Source organism: Pedobacter sp. L105, from assembly GCF_009765875.1.
In the GTDB taxonomy this organism is placed as follows: domain Bacteria; phylum Bacteroidota; class Bacteroidia; order Sphingobacteriales; family Sphingobacteriaceae; genus Pedobacter.
In genome coordinates this window covers 62,194-83,005 of sequence record NZ_LMUP01000014.1, presented here as the reverse complement: position 1 = coordinate 83,005, position 20,812 = coordinate 62,194, and the positions used below count along the sequence as shown (strand labels likewise).

Below are 20,812 nucleotides of genomic sequence, written 5' to 3'. Positions count from 1 at the left end.
AGTACAGGATTACCGTGGGAAAGCGCCACTACGTATATCAAAAGGCATACAATTTTCCTTGGATAATTAGCAAAGCGAGGAACAAACGAGGCAAAGCATATCACTTTTGATTCTGCTAACGAAAATCGTCATCGGAGATTTTTTCGTTAGCCAGTAATTCTACTATAGTGGCTTTTTGCATTTTTTCGCCCTCTCCAAAAACCAGATCGGTGTAGTAGGTTAGTTTTCCGTATTTTTTGTAGCCTGAGAAATAGGTGGTACTGAAACCTCCTTTTTCCGTAGTGAACTTATCCTCGCGTAACATTAAGAATGTTTTTTTGCTATAATATAATATCCTTACCGCTCCGTTGATACAGGTGGCCTTAACTTTGTGGCAGTCTTCTTTATCAACCTTTTCGGTGCCTAATACAGTTAGGGTATATAAGGTTGAATCCAGGTAGTCTAGTTCGTTGAAGATATTCCTGCGAATTTTTTTGTCGCTGAATTCTGCCTGGTCGGCGAGTTGTTTTTTTCCTCCTGTCACTTCATAACCATTTTCGCCATCGTAAAAGTTTGCGAACACGATTCTATCCTGATACACTATTTGAAATGAGCCTTTGTTCGGCAGCATCTCCTTAGTGATCCAGTTGACTTTTCGCGCTTCCATTTCGGTGGCCATATTAGTGTAAAGCGTTCTGATAGACTGCAGGTACTGTTGTCCTCCTGTGGCTTCGATCGATTTATCGATGATCTGCCGGGCAGTCAGCGAAATTTGTGCGGAGCTTTTGGTCAGGTTTAAAGTGAAAAGAAGGAAAAGTGAAAGGAGCGTCGGCTTCATGTTAAAAATTTATCTAGAATGGTAGCAAAATTAAGACTTTATATCAATAATAAGGGCTTTATCTAAAATTAGGGTCGTTTAATCGCATAGTAATGATCCCCCCGAAAGCAAACCGCGGGACATTTCTTCATTTATTGAGATTTTTTAATCCCGTTATTAAATCAACCCAGATAAAATACCTCTTTCAGCGCCTTACTAACCGGCGACTTATCCATATTGGTTTCCATCAGATCATGCATATACGACCACCATTTCAGCATAACCGGTTCCTCAGCGAGCCTGTCAAAAAGCGCTCGGTTACTTACTTTGAGCACGCCAAACAGCATATGCGTTTCCTCGTCAAAAAAGATAGAATAGTCACTTACTCCTGTTTTTTTTAACAGCGCACTTAGCTCTGGCCAAAGCTCATCATGGCGCTTTCTATATTCGCTTTCCCTACCGGGATACAATTTCATTTTAAAAGCTATACGTTCCATAATGCCTGTTCTAAATCTTTGATCAAATAATCGGCATCCTCTAAACCCACGTACATCCGGATTAGCTGATGTCGATGGTTGTTCGTATCATAATCCCCCGCTACCAGAGTGGCAAGAACCGGGATGAGCAGGCTCTCATGTCCTCCCCAGGAAACAGCCATCAGCACATGCCGGAGACCATTGCAAAACGTCTCGATTTTCTCTGCGGACGAGTCCTTTAATGTAAAACTGAACAATCCGCCGCATCCCTGCATTTGACGCTGCGCCAGTTCACTTTGCTTAAAACCCGGTAAAAAAGGCCAAATTACCTGCTCTACTTTCGGATGATCAGCCAACCATGCAGTGATAATTTTAGTGGTTTCAAAGCTACGCTGCATCCGTAATGGCAAGGTACGCAAGCCACGGATCAGCAGCCAGGCAGCATGCGGCGACAAGGCCGCGCCGATATTTAGAAATTCATGCGAAAAGATCCGTTTGATCAGTTCACTACTGCCAGTGATCACCCCTCCCATCACATCCGAATGTCCGCCCAGATACTTGGTAGCCGATTGCGCAACCAGGTCGATCCCCAGCTTAATGGGTCGCTGGAACAACGGACCACAGTACGTATTGTCGATCATAGTAAGTATCCCCCGTTCTTTAGCGATCCCGGCTATTGTGCTCAGATCCTGCAGATCATAACTAAACGTATTCGGACTTTCCAGGTAAATCAGCCTGGTCTCAGCACCAATAGCATTTTGGATATTTTCTACTTCAGAACCATCCACAAAAGTAGTACAGATACCAAATTTGGGTAATACATCTTTAAATAACTTCACCGTCCAGCTATAAGGGTTTTCAACGGCGATCACATGATCACCCTGAGCCAGTAAAGCCATGATGGGCACACTGATTGCCGCGATACCACTACTGAACACCAATGCATCTTCAGCTCCATCCAGTGCGGCTAGCTTTTGCCGAAGAATATTGAGCGTAGGGTTCTGACCTCGCGAATACAGCAGGTGATCATACTCATTGTCCAAAGCGCTTCTCAAGTCGCTGACTGTTTTAAAGGCAAAATTACTGGACTGCACAATAGGTGGCGAGACTGCACCATAATAGTTGTCGCGGTCTTCACCCAATTCATTCAATATATAAGACAAATTCATATTAAGAAATTTCAGTTTTCTCGCCCGGGTTACAGACGTAATAGATCAACAGTCCAAGGGCATACGCAGCCAGGCAACAAAGTGCCGCATAGGGATTTTCTTTAAAAGTGATAAAGATGTTTACCGTGACAAAGCAATAAGTGATGATAAAGATTAGTGGTACCAGCGGGAAACATTTAATAGAATAAACCCCGATGCTGTCCAGGTGTTTCGTCTTCCTGCGCAGGGGAAAAATGGCTAAGGAGGCCATTGCTAAACCGATCGTATCAAAGAACATCACATATTTAAGTAATCCGCTAAATGTGTGCACAAAAAACAGGACCAGGATCACTACCACAACAAAAAAGCTCATACCGAATTCCTGCACCTGGGTCTTAGCATTTACTTTTTTAAATATACCTGGCAATATTCCATCCTCAGCCATGGCATAATACACCCGTGGATTAGATAGAATATTCACATTGACAAAGGCCAGTACAGAAAGAAAGATCATGACCGAAGTCAATTTATAACCGGTATCCCCGAAAACTACACCGATCATCCTGGCCGCCAATGCCGGCGTCTGTTGCAGGCCCCCGATTCCCAGGACACGGACATAAGCAAAGTTAATCGCCAAATACAGCAAAATCACCGTGATGATCCCAAAGGTTATGGCTTTAGGAATATTAGATTTAGCATTAATAATATCGCCACCAAAATTAATGGTTTGCTGGTAACCGCTATAAGTAAAGAAGACCGCCACCAGGCTCAATCCAAATGCACTGACGATGCTGCCTGAATAAGGCACAGCAGCTACGGGGGTCGGTAAGCCCGTATTTTTAAACACCGCCGTAAAGATCAACAAGATCATCACGATTTTAAAAAGGGTCAATGCATTTTGTGCCAAGACGCTCATTTTTACCCCACGTAAATTGATTAGATATAAAATAGCCACCGCGGTAATTGTAATCAGCTTCGTGCCCATGTCATTTTGCAAGTTAGCAGGCAATAGAAAAGGCTTGATATAATCCGCACCGATCAGTGCTACCGCGGCCACCGCAGCTGCATTGCTAATTACCAGCACCCAGTTGATCATAAAAGCCACCGCAGGGTGGTAGCTATAACTGAACACCTTATAAAAACCACCTGTTACCGGAAACCTTGCCCCAATCTCCGCGAAAGTCAACGCACCACACCAACTTACCAGCCCCCCAAATATCCAGGCCGCGAAAAACAGCTCCACACTGCCTGCCCTTACAGCAACCTCACTAGGCGCGGCAAAGATTCCCATGCCAATGCACAGGCTGATAACGATCATCGTCAGCTCAAAGCGGTTTAATTCTGGTGTAATACCCATACAAGCCTAATTATTAGACTTCGAATTTACAAGTGTTCCTTCGTTTAACTCTCCTCTACTGTCTCTTCTTCTAAAAGGCAGTTAGTCCTCATAATCGCATCCCCCTTAAGTTACCCTTTGTCAAATCGGTTGTCTCCGAACCAAACAATACCCCCCTTTTACAAATTGCAGATCAAACAAGGTGATCATATCAAAATCAATTTTGATACCCTTAAGAAATTGACTACTCTCGTAATTTTAAGAGAATTGGAGGCTGAATGCATAAACCAAATACAAATCCTTTTTAGCACTTTAAGGAGTATAATTAAAAGTTTATCTATCAAACGATGATACAACTCTGTGTTGTTTAATACTTAAATATGAAATACATATTGATTTTTCTACCCAACTCTAGTACTGCCACACTGATTTGTGTAAATATTCAAAATTACACTCGATAACGAGAAATCGATTTATAATTATACAGAGATTAATGGAATTTCAAATGTAGCTACAACACTAATGTTCAGCACAATATTTTATAAAGTTAATCTATCTCCGATTAATTCTACACCACTAAAAACTAATTTCACAAGAAACCATCCATTCTTATAAGTTGTAAATTAAATAAAAACAATTTCAAATAACTAGTTGCACTTTGATCATGTATTTTTTTTTGTATGTTTCACTTTGACTAAGAGTAACATAGGCTCCATTATATATTTACATTAATTTTTTTAACTAAAAATGTCATTAGAAACGCTCAAAGACGAAGAATTATTTAAGCTCATTAAAGAGGACAACCGGCTTGCGTTTAATATTTTATATAAACGTTACTGGAAAAAACTCCTGTTTAAAACTTTAGTCAAGATCGGTTCCCATCAGGATGCAGAAGAAATTGTCCAGGATACCCTATTCCGTATTTGGAAATATAGGAAGACAATCGAACTACGTTATAAATTCAGCACCTATCTGGCAGCTATTTTAGCCTATATCATTATGGACAAGATAGCAGACCTTAAAAAAATTGTGGGAACACCCACAGAAGACATTTTAGAATTAGACATAGAGGATAATTCTACTCAAAATAACCTTGATTACTCCGACTTGCTCAGAGAGTTGGAAGTATTAATGGGCGCACTACCCGAAAAGTGCAAACTCATCTATCGCATGAGCCGAATTGACGGAAAAAGTCATAAGGAAATTTCAGAAGAACTTAATATTTCTGTCCATACTATTAAGAAACATATCAACAGAGCATTAAAGGATTTAAAATTAAAATTTTCGACAGTCAAATCAAACTTAAGAAGACTGGTTCAAGAAGTTTGTTGCCCATTCAACTTCTTAAATTCTGTCTTGAAAGCCTAAGCCGTTCCACAGATTAAACACAATGTTACCACCTATCATTGCTGTTTTTATCGATGTCAAAAATTAAAAGATTGCACTCCCCAAAGCTCTATTTTTAATTGACTAATACCGACAAGTGTATACAGTGGATCTATAGTGTTGAGAGGTAACATAAGATGCAACAACAAGAAAACCATATTGGTAACGATAAAGGTATAAGCTCCCGCTTAGGAGCCCCTTCCATCCTGCAAAATTGTTTTATTACATATGTTACCACTGCTCATTTCATATTTTACCTAAAATCACCCTTGATTCTGAAGTTCATATGTCATGTTAAAAATCTAAACCAAATTGACGCGCTATGAACCTTCCATCTAGAGATATCATCAAACAGTTAGCCGGAAAATGGCTAAAAAATACGATAACGGATCAGGAGAAAGAAGTGTATGTCAATTGGTATAATAAAGACGGACAGGAATCTCATCCCTGGGAAGACGGATCAGACCTCTCCGATCAGGAACTGGAAAATCGTTTACTGAAAGCGATGAATGCGAGGCTAGATAAGGAAGGTAAATCTTATAGATTGATCAGGATTATTAGTGCAGCGGCCTTACTGATTTTAATTTCCACTGTCGCTATTATTCTTGTGTCAAAACAAAGTAGCACCAGTATAGAAAGTACGGCGAGAAGCGTCATTAAACCAGGCATCAAAAAAGCCACGCTAACTTTATCAAACGGATCTACCATCAGCCTTGCTGATTTTAAAAAAGGAACCATAAAAGATCAGACAGGCTCCAGGATCAGCAGGGACTCAACCGGCCAATTGAAATATGAGACAGCCCAGGCCAAAACGATAGCAAATTATACCGTATCCACTCCAGAAGGAACTGAATATCAATTCAGGTTGCCCGACGGAAGCGATATTTGGTTAAACTCCGGATCATCCATTACCTACCCTAACAATTTTGCACCTAAACATGAAAGGCGCATAGAACTAACCGGAGAAGCTTATTTCGAAATCAAAAAAGATAAGAAATCACCATTCAAAGTCATCACCAAATCACAGGAGATAAGGGTATTAGGCACACACTTCAATGTAAACAGTTATGCTGATCAATCCTTTACTAAAACTACTTTATTGGAAGGCTCCGTCATTGTAAATCCAACCTTAAAAGATAAAACCTCCAGTACAGTAGTACTCAAACCCGGTGAACAACTCACCTTAACCGAAAAAAGTCTGAAAGTAGAAGAAGCTGATACCACACAAGCAGTAGGCTGGAAAAATGGAAGATTCATTTTTCGGCAGGAAGATTTCAAGACCGCACTCAACAGGATAGCAAAGTGGTATAACGTCTCTATTAGCTACAAAAACATAAAACCGATAGATTTTAAACCCTGGGCCAGCATTTCCAGGCAAAACAGTTTAACATCGGTTTTAAAAATGCTGGAATCAACAGATCAGGTACACTTTAAAATTGAAGGGAGGACAATTATCGTAACAAACTGACATAACCAAATAATTCGGACTAAAAAAGCCAGGAAAGCTGATCACGATCCTGGCTAATAAGTTCAATTCAACTGAAATTAATCAATCACTCATCCAAGTGCCTAACCAGTTCAAAGACAAGACACTTAGGATCTAAACTTACTTCACAAATGTATAAATATTTATGCAAATATGGTGTGCTGTTTCCACATGCCAGTAAATTTTTTCTAATAATGCGGCTAACCACCATAATTATTCTCAGCGCAATCATGCAGGTAAGTGCAAGCACTTATGCCCAGCGTATCACGCTGAATGAATCCAATGCATCCATAAGTAATGTATTGGATAAAATCATTCAGCAAAGTGGATATCAAGTTGTGGCTGATGGAAATTCTCTTGCCAAATCAATTCCAGTTAATATATCTGTAAAGAATGTGTCACTGGAAGAAGCCTTAGCCATTAGTTTTAAAAATCAACCATTTACCTATGAGGTCAAAGATAAAATGGTCATCATAAAAACTAAGGAGCCTTCTTTACTTGACAAGTTTCTAAATCGATTATCCAATATTGATGTTACAGGGCGTTTGGTAGATCCTGAAGGAAACCCTATATCACGCGCAACAATAACGATTAAAGGTACCAGCAGATCAGCGCTTTCTAATACCGCTGGTGAGTTTACTTTAAAAAACGTTGATGAAAACGCACACCTTCAAATCAGTTATGTTGGATACCAGTCTTTAGAAATTGCAGCGAGAGCTAATCTTGGAAATATTATTCTACATGTGACCAATAGCAACTTAGACGAAGTGACAATAAATGCCGGTTATTATATGGTAAGTGACAAAGAGCGCACTGGTGCAATTTCAAAAATTACTGCTATAGATATAGAAAAACAACCTGTAAACAATGTTTTGCAAGCCATGGAAGCAAATATTCCCGGAGTAGAGGTAACACAAACTACAGGTGTTCCGGGGGGCGGATTTACCGTCCGCGTTAGGGGCCAAAATAGCTTAACTCAAGGAAATGATCCCCTTTATATTATAGATGGTGTTCAATTTCCTTCCCAAAGCCTATCTCATGGAGTAAGTATAACCACAAATGCAAGTCCAATGGCTAGTATTAACCCTGCCGATATTGAAAGCATTGAAGTATTAAAAGACGCTGATGCAACAGCTATTTACGGATCTAGAGGAGCAAATGGAGTAGTACTGATTACTACCAAGAGAGGTAAAGCAGGAAAGACAAGGAGTTCATTTTCTCTAAATCAAGGAATTTCCAAAGTTAATGAGAAGTTAGACCTCATGAATACTACTCAATATATTGCAATGAGAAAAAAGGCTTTAGTGAACGATAATGTTCAAATTGCACCAACAGATTACGATATAAATGGTACTTGGGATCCAAATAGAAACTTAGATTGGCAAAAAGAGCTAATTGGAAAAGCTGCACCTACAACTAATATGTCTACCTCACTTTCTGGCGGTACCGCTAATGTCACTTACCTGGTTGGAGCAAACTACTATAGAGAGGGGACAGTATTTCCTGGTGACAATTCATTTAAAAGAACCTCAGGTAATTTTAGTCTGCAATATACTTCAGATAATAAAAAGCTTACCGCTTCATTCGATGCAAACTATAGCCAAATTAATAGCAATTTATTCCTATATGACCTAACAGGCGAAATATTTCTACCTCCAAATTATCCGGCTTTAGTTGATGCCCAAGGAAACCTAAACTGGGGAAATGGTACAATGCACTCCAATCCGATTGCCCTAACACAACAACCATTCAACGCAAAAACTAACAATTTTATAGCAAATACCGCAGTGAGCTACGCAATAATTCCAGATTTGAAAATTAAAGCAAGTATCGGATATAACCAGTTAGATCGTAATGAGTTCAATACCCAACCGCTCATTACTTATGATCCCTCACAAAATCCAGGGCCTTCTGATAGGATTTCTGTTTTTACAAATAATTCAACTAACAACTGGGTTATAGAAAGCCAAGCAAATTATGAAAAAAAAATTGGTGGAAATAAAATTAGTGCGTTAATAGGCACAACCCTTCAACAGGGAATAACTGAAGCACAATCGGTTACTGGATCAGGATATAATAGTGATGCCTTACTAGAAAACATCGCTGCAGCGTCACTATATAGTGCGAACGCATCCTATGCAAAATATCGCTATATAAGCGTTTATGGTCGCCTTAATTATATTTTAAACGATAAATATATATTTAATGCAACTGCCAGAAGAGACGGGAGCAGTCGTTTTGGTACACAGAATCAATTTGCGAACTTTGGAGCGATAGGCGCGGCATGGCTGATCAGTGATGAGAAATTTATAAAAGAAAAACTGGGGTTTGTTAACTTCATTAAATTGCGCGGCAGCTATGGTATAACTGGGAACGATCAAATACCAGACTATGGCTACCTTGATTTATGGAGAACTAACGCGCCCTATCAAGGTGTATCTACTACATATCCTGGAACTTTACAAAACTCTCAATATGCCTGGGAAGTAAATAAAAAAACCGAAGCTGCGCTGGACTTTGGGTTATTAAAAAGCCGCATAAATGTTTCCATTGATTATTATACAAATAAATCATCAAATCAATTAGTATCTATACCGCTTCCTTTGAGTACCGGTTTTAGCGGAATAACTAACAATTTAGGGGCAACAGTAGGTAATAGAGGATGGGAATTAGAATTGCGTACTATCAACATACAAACTAAATCGTTTACCTATTCATCGACCTTTAATTTAACTGTTCCGAAAAATAAATTAATCAATTTTCCCGGATTAGCCAACTCGGCTTATGCAAGTATATATGTGGTTGGTCAGCCCATTTCAATTCAAAAATTGTATAATACTAGTGTTGATCCTATTTCAGGGGTATATATCGAACAAGATTATGATAAGAATGGCATTATCGATGATAACGATAGATACATAGTTGCATTTATTGGAAGGAAATTTTATGGAGGGCTGAATAATTCAATTTACTATAAAGGCTTTTCGTTAGACGTGTTAATGCAATTTGTTAAACAATCTGCTAATGGTTATTTAACTCAGCTTAAAACTCCAGGCAGTTTTCAACCAGGTATTCCAGAAGTGAATCAACCATCTCTTTTAAAAAATAATTATTGGCAAAATCCAGGAGATAATTCATTATACCAGAAATATAGCGGTTCATCTGAAGCGGTAACAAGCTTTTCGGATGCAACTTTTAATGGAAAATTCGCAGTTGTAGATGCTTCCTTTATTCGATTAAAAAACGTGTCTCTATCCTATAATTTACCACTTAAGATGATGCAAAAATTAAACCTTAATAGTGCAAAAATTTACATTCAAGGACAGAATTTACTGACAATAACCAAATATAAGGGCCTTGATCCAGAAACTCAATCAGTATTAGTTTTGCCAATGCTTCGAGTTTTTTCTCTTGGAGCCCAATTTACACTTTAATCTATTTACAATGAAAGTCATAAAAAAAAAATTAGTGCTTTTCATTTTAATGATAGCTACTAGCAATTATTCCTGCAAAAAATTTCTTGAAGTTGGCCCCCCAAAAGATCAGGCTACCTCTACTGAATTATTTTCCAATGATGCTTCGGCCACATCTGCAATAACCGGTGTTTATAGCAGAATGGTTACCAGTGGTGCATTTTCTGGAAATCAAAATTCGATATCAGCTTTATGTGGATTATCTGCAGATGATTTCAACAGCTACAATTCATCGTTGGCTCTTTTCGATAATAATGATATACCAACTACCAATTTTGTCCTTCAAACATTTTTATGGCAAGAACCATACGCTTATATATATACATCAAATGCAGTTTTAAAAGGTTTAAAAACTGCAACGGGAGTTTCAGCAAGTACGAATAAGCAACTGCAGGGAGAAGCAAAATTTATCAGGGCATTTTGTTATTTTTATCTGGTAAATTTATTTGGGGATGTTCCATTAAATTTATCTAGTGATTATACGATAAGTGAACTTACCCCGAGGTCCTCAACAGCTGAGATTTACAATCAAATCATAGCAGACTTGACTGATGCAGAAAACCTCCTTTCTGAAAACTATATCACTTCTGAACGTGTAAGACCAAACAAGTGGACTGCAGAGGCACTATTGTCCAGGGTTTATCTATATACCGGAAAATGGGATCTTGCTATTCAAGCCGCCACAGATGTGATTAACCAAACATCCACCTATGCACTTGTAGATAATTTGAATGGTGTATTTTTAAAAAACAGCACTGAGGCTATCTGGCAGTTGTTACCAACGGCAGGACGTAATACAAGAGAGGGGACGTTATTTATTTTAACGTCAACACCAATTTTCGTGTCTTTATCACCAAGTTTTGTCAGCCAATTTGCCCCGAATGATAATAGAAAAACACAATGGATTAATCAATTTACAAATTCTACAGGAACCTATTATTATCCCTACAAATATAAAGTTAGGACAACCATTAACGGCAGTATAGTAGAGTATTCTATGGTCATACGATTAGCTGAACTATACCTTATCAGAGCAGAGGCTCAAACAGAACTTGGTCAATCCAACCTTGCTTTGAACGACATTAATATCATCAGAAAACGAGCAGGTTTAATTACACCTCTTCTTAATTTGAACTCTGAAGAATGCTTAACTGAAATTGAGAAACAGCGACACCTCGAACTTTTTTCAGAATGGGGACACCGTTGGTTAGATTTAAAACGAACAAATAGGGCATCGGCTGTACTCAGTCTGTTAAAGGGAAGTAGCTGGAAGGAAACTGATGCATTATATCCTATTCCTGAAGTAGATATATCTCGTAATCCAAAAATTACACAAAATCCAGGTTATTAATAGACCTTCCGTAAAGAACTAATAATCGTGTCTATTGAAGCAAATATCATCATATTAATTATATATAGAATGAAACACTTATTCAAATACATCATATCGTCTTTTATCTTAATATCAGTATCGTGTATCGCGCAGGAAAAGTTTACTATTAAAGGGAAAATAACAGGACTGCCCGACGGCACAAAATTAAAAGTACTTTATAGTGATGTTAAACCAGCTGATACAGTAACTGTTTACAATGGAACGTTTAAAATATCTGGATTTCTTAAAGAACCAATATTTGCCTCAATAATGACTGAATCAGATTGGGATATTGTTGATCGTAAACTTAATATATCTTACCAAAACTTCATTATTGATAAAGGCGAAACTACAATCGAAGGCCCCAGCATTGAAGATGCTAACATTTTAGGTGGACCCGTCCAAACGGAGTTTGCTGAATCTGGACTGGGAATTTTTGCTATATGGATGTATCAGGCTGCCTTGCCAAATTATTGGGCAACTATTCATAAGGATTCGTTGCTTTTAAAACTTTGGACTCCAATAGTTCCAATACGAGTTAATAAATTTAAAGTAACTCAAAGAGCCTATGTATTGGCGCATCCTGATTCTTTTGTCAGTCTTTGGGCAGTATCTCAGACCGGGAATCCAGAATCAAAAAGATCATTATATACTGTTTTAAGTTCTAAAATGAAGAACACAGATCTAGGAAAATTAATGGCAACGCAACTTAAGTTAGACACGGAAGTTGGCATTGGTAAAGTTGCTCCAAATTTTACACAAGCTGACGTGTCAGGTAAACTAATAAGTTTGGCTAGTTTCAAAGGAAAATACATACTGGTCGATTTTTGGGCATCATGGTGTGGACCATGCAGGCTCGAAAACCCAAACTTAGTAAAGGCTTATAAACGATTCAAAAAGAAAAATTTTGAAATAATAGGGATTTCGTTAGACTACAACCGAAGTTTATGGACAGACGCTATAAAAAAAGACGAACTTTCTTGGATCAATTTAAGTGATCTCCAGTTCCATGAAAATGTAATTGCGAAGGCTTGGGGTGTGGTAGGAGTACCTAGCAACTTCTTGATAGATCCAAATGGATTCATTATAGCAAAGAACTTACGAGGCGATAAACTCGAATTAAAGTTGAGGGAGATTTTTCAAGAATAAGCATGCTTATATATAAATAGTTGGCAAATCAACGCACTATATATGCTAAAAATCAGGAATTTTAAAAACAGCTAACTTGTTTGCATATAACGCGATTAAGCTATGTTCGTAGATTCTAAATTCAGTTAGTTTCTGTCTCTCCAAGTATGGGAGATAGAAACTACTTTTATATTTACCACTTTGCAAATTATATATGTCTATTATTGCTCCATGATTTGGATTACTTGAGGGTTCATTATCAGCTTTCAAAGCAGATTGGATATAAACACTGTTGTCAGCAATACAAAATCTTTTATTGACAATGGGGGGCGGAGTAGACTGAGTAATACTTGAGTCTGAAATTTTAAGTTGAATTTTTGCAAGTGTAATAGTATCAATCGTTTTAGCTTTATACAAAACTTTTAAATTAGAATTTAAACAAACGAAAGATCCTCTATAATAAAACATATACACCAACTTTCGCGATTTACTATCATATTTAAATAAACCATCTGTGCAAAAATATCCATCTATTTGTTTTTCAGGAATATAGTAATTTAGCTCATTTCCTCTGAAGTTTAACTTTTTGATCTTTCTTCTTTTTGTTCCTCCAAGCTGGACTTCACTCATTAAAATAAAGGAATCTGAATTCACAACTTCAGATTGGTTAAATACTAAGCTGTCCAGCTTTTTTCTCTTCGTAACACTGTAACCAGAAGTCAACTGATATGCTGTAGAAGTTCCACCGCTTAAAACGATTGTTGAGTCCTTAATAAACGCGACAGTATTAAGGCCAGGAAATTGCTCATTTTTTGATCTTAAAGGTAACTGATAGTATTGTCTATGCGCTAAATCAATTGTTACTTTTAGTAAATCATAGGGCTTTCTAAATTTATACAAGGTTATAAATTTTGGATCAATATCAGCTATTGAATATAGATCATTATCCAGTAGAATAGTGTTTTCTAATATTGCCGTTTTTTTTGATATAGATCGATTAAATCCATTTTTTTTATTGGCTGATTTATTAGAATATATGTAAAGTAATGTTACGCTGACTATGCCAAAGCATAACATTAGAAGTAGTTTTCTGATCATAACTTATATTTTAAGGAGTAAATTAGTCCAGATCTATAAATTGTTGATCAAGACCTAATTCAGGGCTTCCAAAATCATCTCTATAGCAGAAACATTAGATCTGGAAGTCGAACTTTAGTTGTACCATTGGGATATAAATAAGCCCCACTAGCACCTAACGACCTACAAGTTGGCGCAACTGCAACAGTGCAGTCGAAAATCATCCCTTATCCAGAAGGCCCTGTTGAATAAGTTTGTGAATAAGCACCTCTGATGGCAACTGTAACTAAAATGGAGGCAAAAAGTAATTTTTTCATTCTGTAAAGCATTTAATTAATACCTACTTTATTTCAGGTTTTCAGATTCTCCTATTTCTATAGTAAAAGATAATTATGAAGTCCATCACATAAGATTGATACTTTTAACTAAGGATTCCATAAAACACTGTAATCTACAGCAGTAAATTGCTGTTCTAATTATAATTGAAACTTTTAAGCATTAAATTGGAGAATAGAATAGGTCTGGAAGAAGGACTTTGATAGTTCCATTTGGATATGGATAGCCTTGGCTACCTGGAACTACTGTTCGACAAGTCGGTGAATGTTCAGTCGTAAATTCGAATACTGTACCTGTACCAGAAGGCCCAGTTGAAAATGTTTGCGAATAAGCACCTCCCAAAGCAGCTATCGTTAAACAAAGCGCAAAAATTAATTTTTTCATTTTATAAAATATTTGATTAAAAACCTACTCTATTCCAGGTTTTCGGTTTCTCCTGATATAATTAAGAGAATTCTTTCACCATAAAACGTTTGTATACCAAACGAAAGATCCTAATCAATAATAATTTAGAATTTGGATTTGTCTCAAAAACGTCTAAATCAGTTTTCAAGAAGAATACTATTCTAACAAGGACTCTTTCATTAATAGTATTTATGATATTATGTATACTCTGGACCAACTAATGTTGATCCAAAGTATACATAATATTAATACATTATTGTGGTACATAATGTAAATCTGGAAGTTGAACTTTAGTGGTTCCAGTTGGAAAAGGATAAGCGGTGCCACCAGGAACGGTTGAACGACAGGTTGGCGTAGTTGCAGTTGTACAACTAAATATTGTACCAGTTCCAGAAGGTCCAGTTGAAAATGTCTGTGCATAAGCACCTCCAATAGCTAGTATGGCTAAAATGGAGGCAAAAAATAATTTTTTCATTCTATAAAACATTTAATTAAAGACCTACTCTATTCCAGGTTTTCGGTATCCCCTGATTTATTGCGCATAAAATATTTTAGTTTATCAATAGATGATTTGTTGGTTTAAATTTGGTTTTAATGAAAATAGCGATAATAGCCAGTACAATAAATACTGTGTTAAAGATCAAATGCTGACTCCACGTCAATGAAGAAATTACCCCACCACAACTACAGGGAACAAATGAGCTATAATACAAAATGCAAATGATATAGCAAGTAAACATAACCATAAGCGTAAAAAATGCATATAACCCTATTAACACTGTTTTAGGAACCAATAATAAAATTGATATAACAATTTCAATAGTGGGTACCATCCACACTAAAATGGGAGCAAATTCGGTAATTATTGGCGATTTAGACATACTCAATTCAGTATTTTGGTATACCAATAATTTGCTTGATGCTGTATAGAGAAATAACAATGCAAACAGATTGACTAAAATATTTAAGTATGTCTCACCTTTAGAAAAGAGTCCAAAAATTTTATCCAAAACAGGTTTCAGATTCAGTCCATTGGTTTGATTTAAATTCGCTTTCATTTTAAAATCAATTTATTTGTATTCCTTATTCTTTTAACATTCTAGCATACAGAGAGCATAATCTATCCAACCCCTCTACTTGAATTTTCAAGTATTGACTGCAATACGCTATTTATCTCATGCAGTTCTGGCCTAATAACTAATGACTCATTTAAGCATCTAACTATAAGCTCAGCGATATGCTGGTCCCTTGTGTAAGAAAAAATGGATTTGAATATCTCATTTGGATTTTGAAGATCAAATTCCTCTGGTCTTATATTAGTAAAAAAAATAATCATTAAAGCACCAATCGCATAGATATCCTCTTTATAGGTTGGCTTGTCTCTCCTTATTTGTTCAGGCGACATATATCCAGGTGTACCTAATTGAAATGGAGGTGAAGGATATCCAAAATTTACCCCATACGCCAGTTCCAGATCGATAGCATAAATACGCAGTTTTTTAGTAATCATGAAGTTATCCGATGATAGATCACGATGGATATACCCCTTTTTATGTATGCTTTCTATTATTTTTAATATTTTAAGTAATAGGTTTAATAGCTTATTTTTCTCAGTAAGAGACAGCTGCATCCAGTTCCTCCCCATGTATGTCCGATTAATTACACTAGTCAGAGCTATCCCTTTGATATATTCCATAACCAAGTAAGTATTCCCATTTTCTTCGAACAAATCCAGTATTTTAGGAATATCTATTATATCGGATAAATCTTGATGGATTTTTTTTTGCCATTCTAACCTATCTTTGATATCTCTACCCTCATGATCAGACCACATGGATTTTTTACCTTCTTTTATGATACAGAACCCCATATTAAAGATTCCTTTCATATAGAAGCATTTATAAACATTCCCTTTGATGTGTCTTTTTATGATAGACAATACCAAATAGTTGTCCTGGAAAACCTGGAGCTTGTTTTTACTTTTTGCTTCATCTAGTTTCAAATTTGAATCGGTATATACAAGTTCTCCTAAATGAATTTTACCAGGTATTTCAGGACCTTTAAATCCTTGGGTTAACATTACCAGCTTCTGGGTTATGGAAAGAAATTCACGATCTTTTGGAATAAAAACTGCAATGACTTTCCCAATTTCATCTACCCCAAATACTCCAGTTAATAAGTCCTCGGCAGTTTTCATATCTTTTATCACAACCATAGATAATGCTTCAGTGTATATTTCTCGTATAATAATTTTTAATATTTGTTTTAGTTGCGATAAGACAACAGATATATATAGCACGTAATCATTAAAAGAGGGACCTATACCTATCAAAAGGTAGTTACCATCTATTTTATACACTAAACCCAACTCATCCACAATATCAGCGAGGTCTTGTTCACTTAGGTTGATTTGACTATATGTATTTTCCATCTATTTTATTTTAATCAAATATTCTTATTATTCAATTCCTTAAGACCTCACTCCTTTATAATCCAATCTGTTGCGCTGGTCATTCTCAATTACTATTAGTAACCTAATTGCGATTTAAATAGCTCTAAATTTGGTTTTATAAATTTAGTATTTACAATAACCGATATCGAATTTAATTCAATCATTCAACACAATGTTTGTCGTATAACTACTATACTAAGATAAGCATATCACTCCTTTTAGGAGTATAAATACTAGACAAAATGACGTACAATACTGTACAAAATGATGTTGAATTGTGTGCAGTACAGTGTATATAAAGAGACAAGAAAAATGTATTATCGTGATCCTTTATGGTAGAAAGTATTAAGAGACGAACGGGAGACACCTAAAAGAGAAGCTATGTCACTTTTAGAAAAAGTCATATCAATCATTTTTCTTGTAGAAATTAGTTTCTCGAATCGTTCAAAACTATTTAATTCTAGCATATCAAAGTGGTTTTCCTCATGATAGGAATAACAATGTAATACAATTGAAGTAAGGAAAACCCAAGACTCTGGAAACTCTGAAATCACACTATTCAGTGCTTCTTTTTCAAGCATCAATAATGAAGCATCTTTTACAACCTGGATGTACAGATCAGATGGTTTCTCATCAAAAAAACTCCTAGCATCTCCTACAATGGACTGACTATCCCATAAATAAAATACCTGTTGTTTGACAAATTTATGTCGATACCCTTTAATAGCTCCCCTCTCTAGGTAATAAATGGCATCTGGCTTTTTTCCCGCTACGGTTAGCATTTGGCCACGGGTCACCAGAATAGGTTTCAACTTTTCTTCCAGCGCCTCTATCCACTTTTGGTGTCCAGGTTGTGACAACAATTGTTTAGTGCGCTCATCGCCTGGGAGAAATTTAAATAAATCCTGATGTGCCATAATACTCAATTTTAAATTCGAAAGCCGTTTTATTTTAAATGACTATGCCGCCTATCAGCATATCAAATTTAGATATTACTATTATAAACAGAGATACAGGAAAGGCATATTAGAGGAGCTATTAGCACAAACGACTATTATATTATCTCATTACTACAAATTTAATAGTTTAGCGGAATTTAACAAATAATATTATAGAAAATTTTAGTACAACAGTGAAAATGGTTACCATTGACCCTGATCAAGGTATTTCATCATTAATTGTACAAACTAGTAATTATCCATTTATCTGGGAAGGACAAATCTGCAGGCGAGAATCTTTGATTTACCACTCCTCAGTTATAACCCAGATTCGACTCATCTTTTTCAATAATATTTTAGAGAATGATAAAACCTTCCTCAAATCTTTGAAGCCCCATAAAAGTTCTGTTCGCAATTACGACAAACAAGCAAATACCAACCCTTTATTTCAAATACCGAATCAATCAACTAAATTACCCGAAAATAAGAACTCAAATTATGGCGCTCCCATCCATTCAGAACTTAATAGAAAACATCAAATATGTGATCAGGCGTTTCCCTCTGGAAATAATCTTTGCTGTGATCGGTACAACCGCGGCAATTGTTGGTATCGAAACACCATCCCAGGATTCTAAAATAATGGATTGGTGTATCAGAATTGTCATGATTGCCAATTTAGGATTAGTGGTTAGCCTTTCGACAAGTTTATATCTAGAGCACAAAGCCGTAAAAGGCATGCAATTGTACATATACAAAGCGCTTATCGCCTTATTTGTTATTAACCTGATTTGGTTTATCAATCCTTTTGAGCGGAGTGCCGATACGATCAGGTTCACATTAATGAGCCTCGCTGCACATCTTTTGGTCTCATTTTCAGCCTATATTCACGCCGATTCTATCCAGGGCTTCTGGCAATTTAACAAAACAATATTTATCCGTTTTTTAACAGGCGCACTCTACAGTGCTGTACTTTTTCTGGGCCTGGCCGGTGCAATAGGTGCCACTAAATTTCTGTTTAACATTGACCTGGGTTCAAACATTTACGCCAAATTATGGATATTCACTGCTGGAATATTCAACACAGTATTTTTTCTCGCAGGCATCCCAAAAGACTTGGATACCCTGAACAATGATTTCACCTATCCTAAAGGACTAAAAGTATTTACGCAATATGTTTTAATTCCGTTAGCCACAGTTTATGTGATCATACTATTGGCCTACGAGGCTAAAATTCTTGTACAATGGAATCTTCCTAAAGGACTCGTAGCCAACTTAATATTGGGATATGCAGTATTTGGCATCCTCTCCCTCCTTTTAGTATTTCCCATTCGTGAACAGGCAGAAAATGGATGGATAAAAACTTATGCCCGTAGCTTTTATTTTCTGATGCTCCCGCTGATCGTCCTGTTATTCTTGGCCGTAGGTGCCAGGGTTTTCAGCTATGGGATTACAGAGAAAAGGTATTTCCTGATCATGCTCGCTTTCTGGTTGTTATTTATCACAGTTTATTTCCTGCTATCCCGCAAACAGAACATTAAGCTTGTCCCTATTTCACTTTGCATATTCACTATCGTTTGTATATATGGACCACAAAGTGCATTTTCTGTGTCTTCTTACTCACAAGTAAAGATTCTGACTAACATCTTCAAAAGGAACCATGCTTATAAAGATCACAAAATAACAGCAATAAAAAATATCCCGCTAAAGGATGGTAACTATGCTGCAAGTACACTGAGGTATATTATTGAACAGTATGGTTACGGTGCCCTCCAGCCGTATATCAATAAAGAGCTGGATCAGGTTACAGATTCCTTATCGAACAGCTTAAAAAAAGGCAAACCTAATCGTTATAGCCTAAGGTATGACCTGGACAATCTAAAAATAAACTGGCTTCAGAATTACCTTGGTCTGGGTGATTTCAGTACTCATGATATAGAAGATTATAGTTCATATAAACATCGTTCCAGGGTTGATAGTTATTTTATTAAAGATATTGAAATAGGCCTGGTAGAAATCAAGGGATATGATTACATCCTGCAGGAAAGCAGCTTTGAGCAGGATACAAATATTAATGCAACACGCAAAATCACTGTTAAAGAAAGCATGACCGAAAATGGAGTATTATCACTTCGGCTGAACAACGACACTGCCCTGTTCGATTTAAAAGAGTTTTTAAATCAGCTGCTCAAAAGCCCTGAAAAATTAAAAACCTATAAGGTATCCAATAATGCGGAATATACATATAGCCTTCCTGCAGCTATGCTAGGTGTTATTGGAGAAACCAAAAATTTCAAGGTCGTCTATAAAATAAATTCTATCAGGTTTAACCGGGACAAAAACAAAACGATAAAAAAGATTACCTATAACAATGGCGTATTCCTGATTAAAGCGAAATAATCACGATTACTCTTCCATAAAAAACCCCGTCTTCTCCTAATCTCGGTATAGGATAGTAGTAGTGAAGGTTGAAATTGTCAGAATATCCATACGAGGTTAACATAGGGTTGACATACCCCCTACCTATGTCAACCCTATGTTAACCCTCTTTGAAACCTATGTGAAAGGTGTGTTAACTTGCCACTTGACTCGAACACTGACATAAGTTTACATTAAGAAAGTAAATTACTAATTTGGGTTTACAATAAAATTTGTTTTTACTGCCTGTGGTTTACAATGATAAATTTAATTACTGAATAGAGTTTACGGTTGATGGTCCTTTTGATCCCATCTGTAAAATCAGATCTTAACCCTCAAAAAAACAAACTAACTACAAACCCGAACGCAAAATAAAAGCGCCCACCTCAGCCGTTTAAGCATGCAGGTCATTTATAATCTCCTCCCACTCCGGCAAACCGGTATTTTCATTGATTGACTTCATATAAATATACCCTAGATTTACTCCATGAGATTCAATTAAATAACTCTTTGAGCCATCTATAAGAGAATGTATAAAAACATCCCTGAGATCAAGTTTATACTATAACTTTTTCATCTCCAATAAAC

16 protein-coding genes are annotated in these 20,812 nt (G+C 36.6%); 6 read left to right on the top strand and 10 right to left on the bottom strand.

Going from position 1 to position 20,812, the window contains the following annotated elements:
• Nucleotides 1-115 precede the first annotated feature (115 nt).
• The 4 genes from GSQ84_RS23370 to GSQ84_RS23355 all read right to left on the bottom strand — a co-directional run bounded on the left by GSQ84_RS23370 (nt 116) and on the right by GSQ84_RS23355 (nt 3,777).
• Complete coding sequence (locus GSQ84_RS23370; protein WP_158799800.1) at nt 116-817, bottom strand: hypothetical protein; 702 nt, start codon at nt 815-817, stop codon at nt 116-118.
• A gap of 161 nt (nt 818-978) precedes the next feature.
• Nucleotides 979-1,293: an L-rhamnose mutarotase gene (gene rhaM / locus GSQ84_RS23365; RefSeq protein ID WP_158799799.1), complete on the bottom strand. Its 315-nt coding sequence runs from the start codon at nt 1,291-1,293 to the stop codon at nt 979-981.
• Complete coding sequence (locus tag GSQ84_RS23360; protein WP_158799798.1) at nt 1,281-2,441, bottom strand: PLP-dependent aspartate aminotransferase family protein; 1,161 nt, start codon at nt 2,439-2,441, stop codon at nt 1,281-1,283. The genes rhaM and GSQ84_RS23360 overlap by 13 nt, the downstream gene beginning before the upstream one ends.
• 1 nt (nt 2,442) lies before the next feature.
• A complete protein-coding gene (locus GSQ84_RS23355) occupies nt 2,443-3,777 on the bottom strand; it encodes an APC family permease (RefSeq protein WP_158799797.1) in 1,335 nt (444 codons plus the stop codon).
• 726 nt (nt 3,778-4,503) lie between these two features.
• Here GSQ84_RS23355 and GSQ84_RS23350 point away from each other — a divergent pair.
• The 5 genes from GSQ84_RS23350 (at nt 4,504) to GSQ84_RS23330 (ending at nt 12,622) form a co-directional block, all read left to right on the top strand.
• A complete protein-coding gene (locus GSQ84_RS23350; RefSeq protein ID WP_158799796.1) occupies nt 4,504-5,124 on the top strand; it encodes an RNA polymerase sigma factor in 621 nt (206 codons plus the stop codon).
• 340 nt (nt 5,125-5,464) lie between these two features.
• Nucleotides 5,465-6,610 carry a FecR family protein gene (locus tag GSQ84_RS23345; RefSeq protein ID WP_158799795.1) on the top strand — a complete coding sequence of 382 codons (1,146 nt, stop codon included), beginning with the start codon at nt 5,465-5,467 and terminating at the stop codon, nt 6,608-6,610.
• 149 nt (nt 6,611-6,759) lie between these two features.
• Nucleotides 6,760-10,062: a SusC/RagA family TonB-linked outer membrane protein gene (locus GSQ84_RS23340; protein WP_158799794.1), complete on the top strand. Its 3,303-nt coding sequence runs from the start codon at nt 6,760-6,762 to the stop codon at nt 10,060-10,062.
• 10 nt (nt 10,063-10,072) lie between these two features.
• The gene (locus GSQ84_RS23335; protein WP_158799793.1) at nt 10,073-11,452 is read left to right on the top strand and encodes a RagB/SusD family nutrient uptake outer membrane protein; all 1,380 of its coding nucleotides are present in this window, start codon (nt 10,073-10,075) and stop codon (nt 11,450-11,452) included.
• A 69-nt stretch (nt 11,453-11,521) separates the two neighbouring features.
• Nucleotides 11,522-12,622 (top strand): TlpA disulfide reductase family protein, encoded by a 1,101-nt coding sequence (locus tag GSQ84_RS23330; RefSeq protein WP_158799792.1) that lies wholly within the window; start codon nt 11,522-11,524, stop codon nt 12,620-12,622.
• A gap of 45 nt (nt 12,623-12,667) precedes the next feature.
• On the opposite strand, the gene GSQ84_RS23325 is transcribed toward GSQ84_RS23330, so the two are convergent.
• The 6 genes from GSQ84_RS23325 to GSQ84_RS23305 form a co-directional block, all read right to left on the bottom strand.
• Nucleotides 12,668-13,699, bottom strand: a complete 1,032-nt coding sequence (locus GSQ84_RS23325; RefSeq protein WP_158799791.1) for a hypothetical protein — start codon at nt 13,697-13,699, stop codon at nt 12,668-12,670.
• A gap of 477 nt (nt 13,700-14,176) precedes the next feature.
• Nucleotides 14,177-14,398 (bottom strand): hypothetical protein, encoded by a 222-nt coding sequence (locus GSQ84_RS23320; protein WP_158799790.1) that lies wholly within the window; start codon nt 14,396-14,398, stop codon nt 14,177-14,179.
• 274 nt (nt 14,399-14,672) lie between these two features.
• On the bottom strand, nt 14,673-14,894 hold the full coding sequence (locus GSQ84_RS23315; protein ID WP_158799789.1) for a hypothetical protein: 222 nt from the start codon (nt 14,892-14,894) through the stop codon (nt 14,673-14,675).
• A 76-nt stretch (nt 14,895-14,970) separates the two neighbouring features.
• On the bottom strand, nt 14,971-15,477 hold the full coding sequence (locus GSQ84_RS28495; protein ID WP_371416429.1) for a MauE/DoxX family redox-associated membrane protein: 507 nt from the start codon (nt 15,475-15,477) through the stop codon (nt 14,971-14,973).
• 62 nt (nt 15,478-15,539) lie between these two features.
• On the bottom strand, nt 15,540-16,850 hold the full coding sequence (locus tag GSQ84_RS23310; protein WP_158799788.1) for a protein kinase: 1,311 nt from the start codon (nt 16,848-16,850) through the stop codon (nt 15,540-15,542).
• A gap of 338 nt (nt 16,851-17,188) precedes the next feature.
• Entirely contained in the window at nt 17,189-17,788 is a 600-nt protein-coding gene (locus tag GSQ84_RS23305; RefSeq protein WP_158799787.1) for a Crp/Fnr family transcriptional regulator, read from the bottom strand.
• A 519-nt stretch (nt 17,789-18,307) separates the two neighbouring features.
• On the opposite strand from GSQ84_RS23305, the gene GSQ84_RS23300 reads away from it, so the two are divergent.
• A complete protein-coding gene (locus GSQ84_RS23300; protein WP_158799786.1) occupies nt 18,308-20,206 on the top strand; it encodes a DUF4153 domain-containing protein in 1,899 nt (632 codons plus the stop codon).
• The last annotated feature ends 606 nt before the right edge of the window (nt 20,207-20,812 follow it).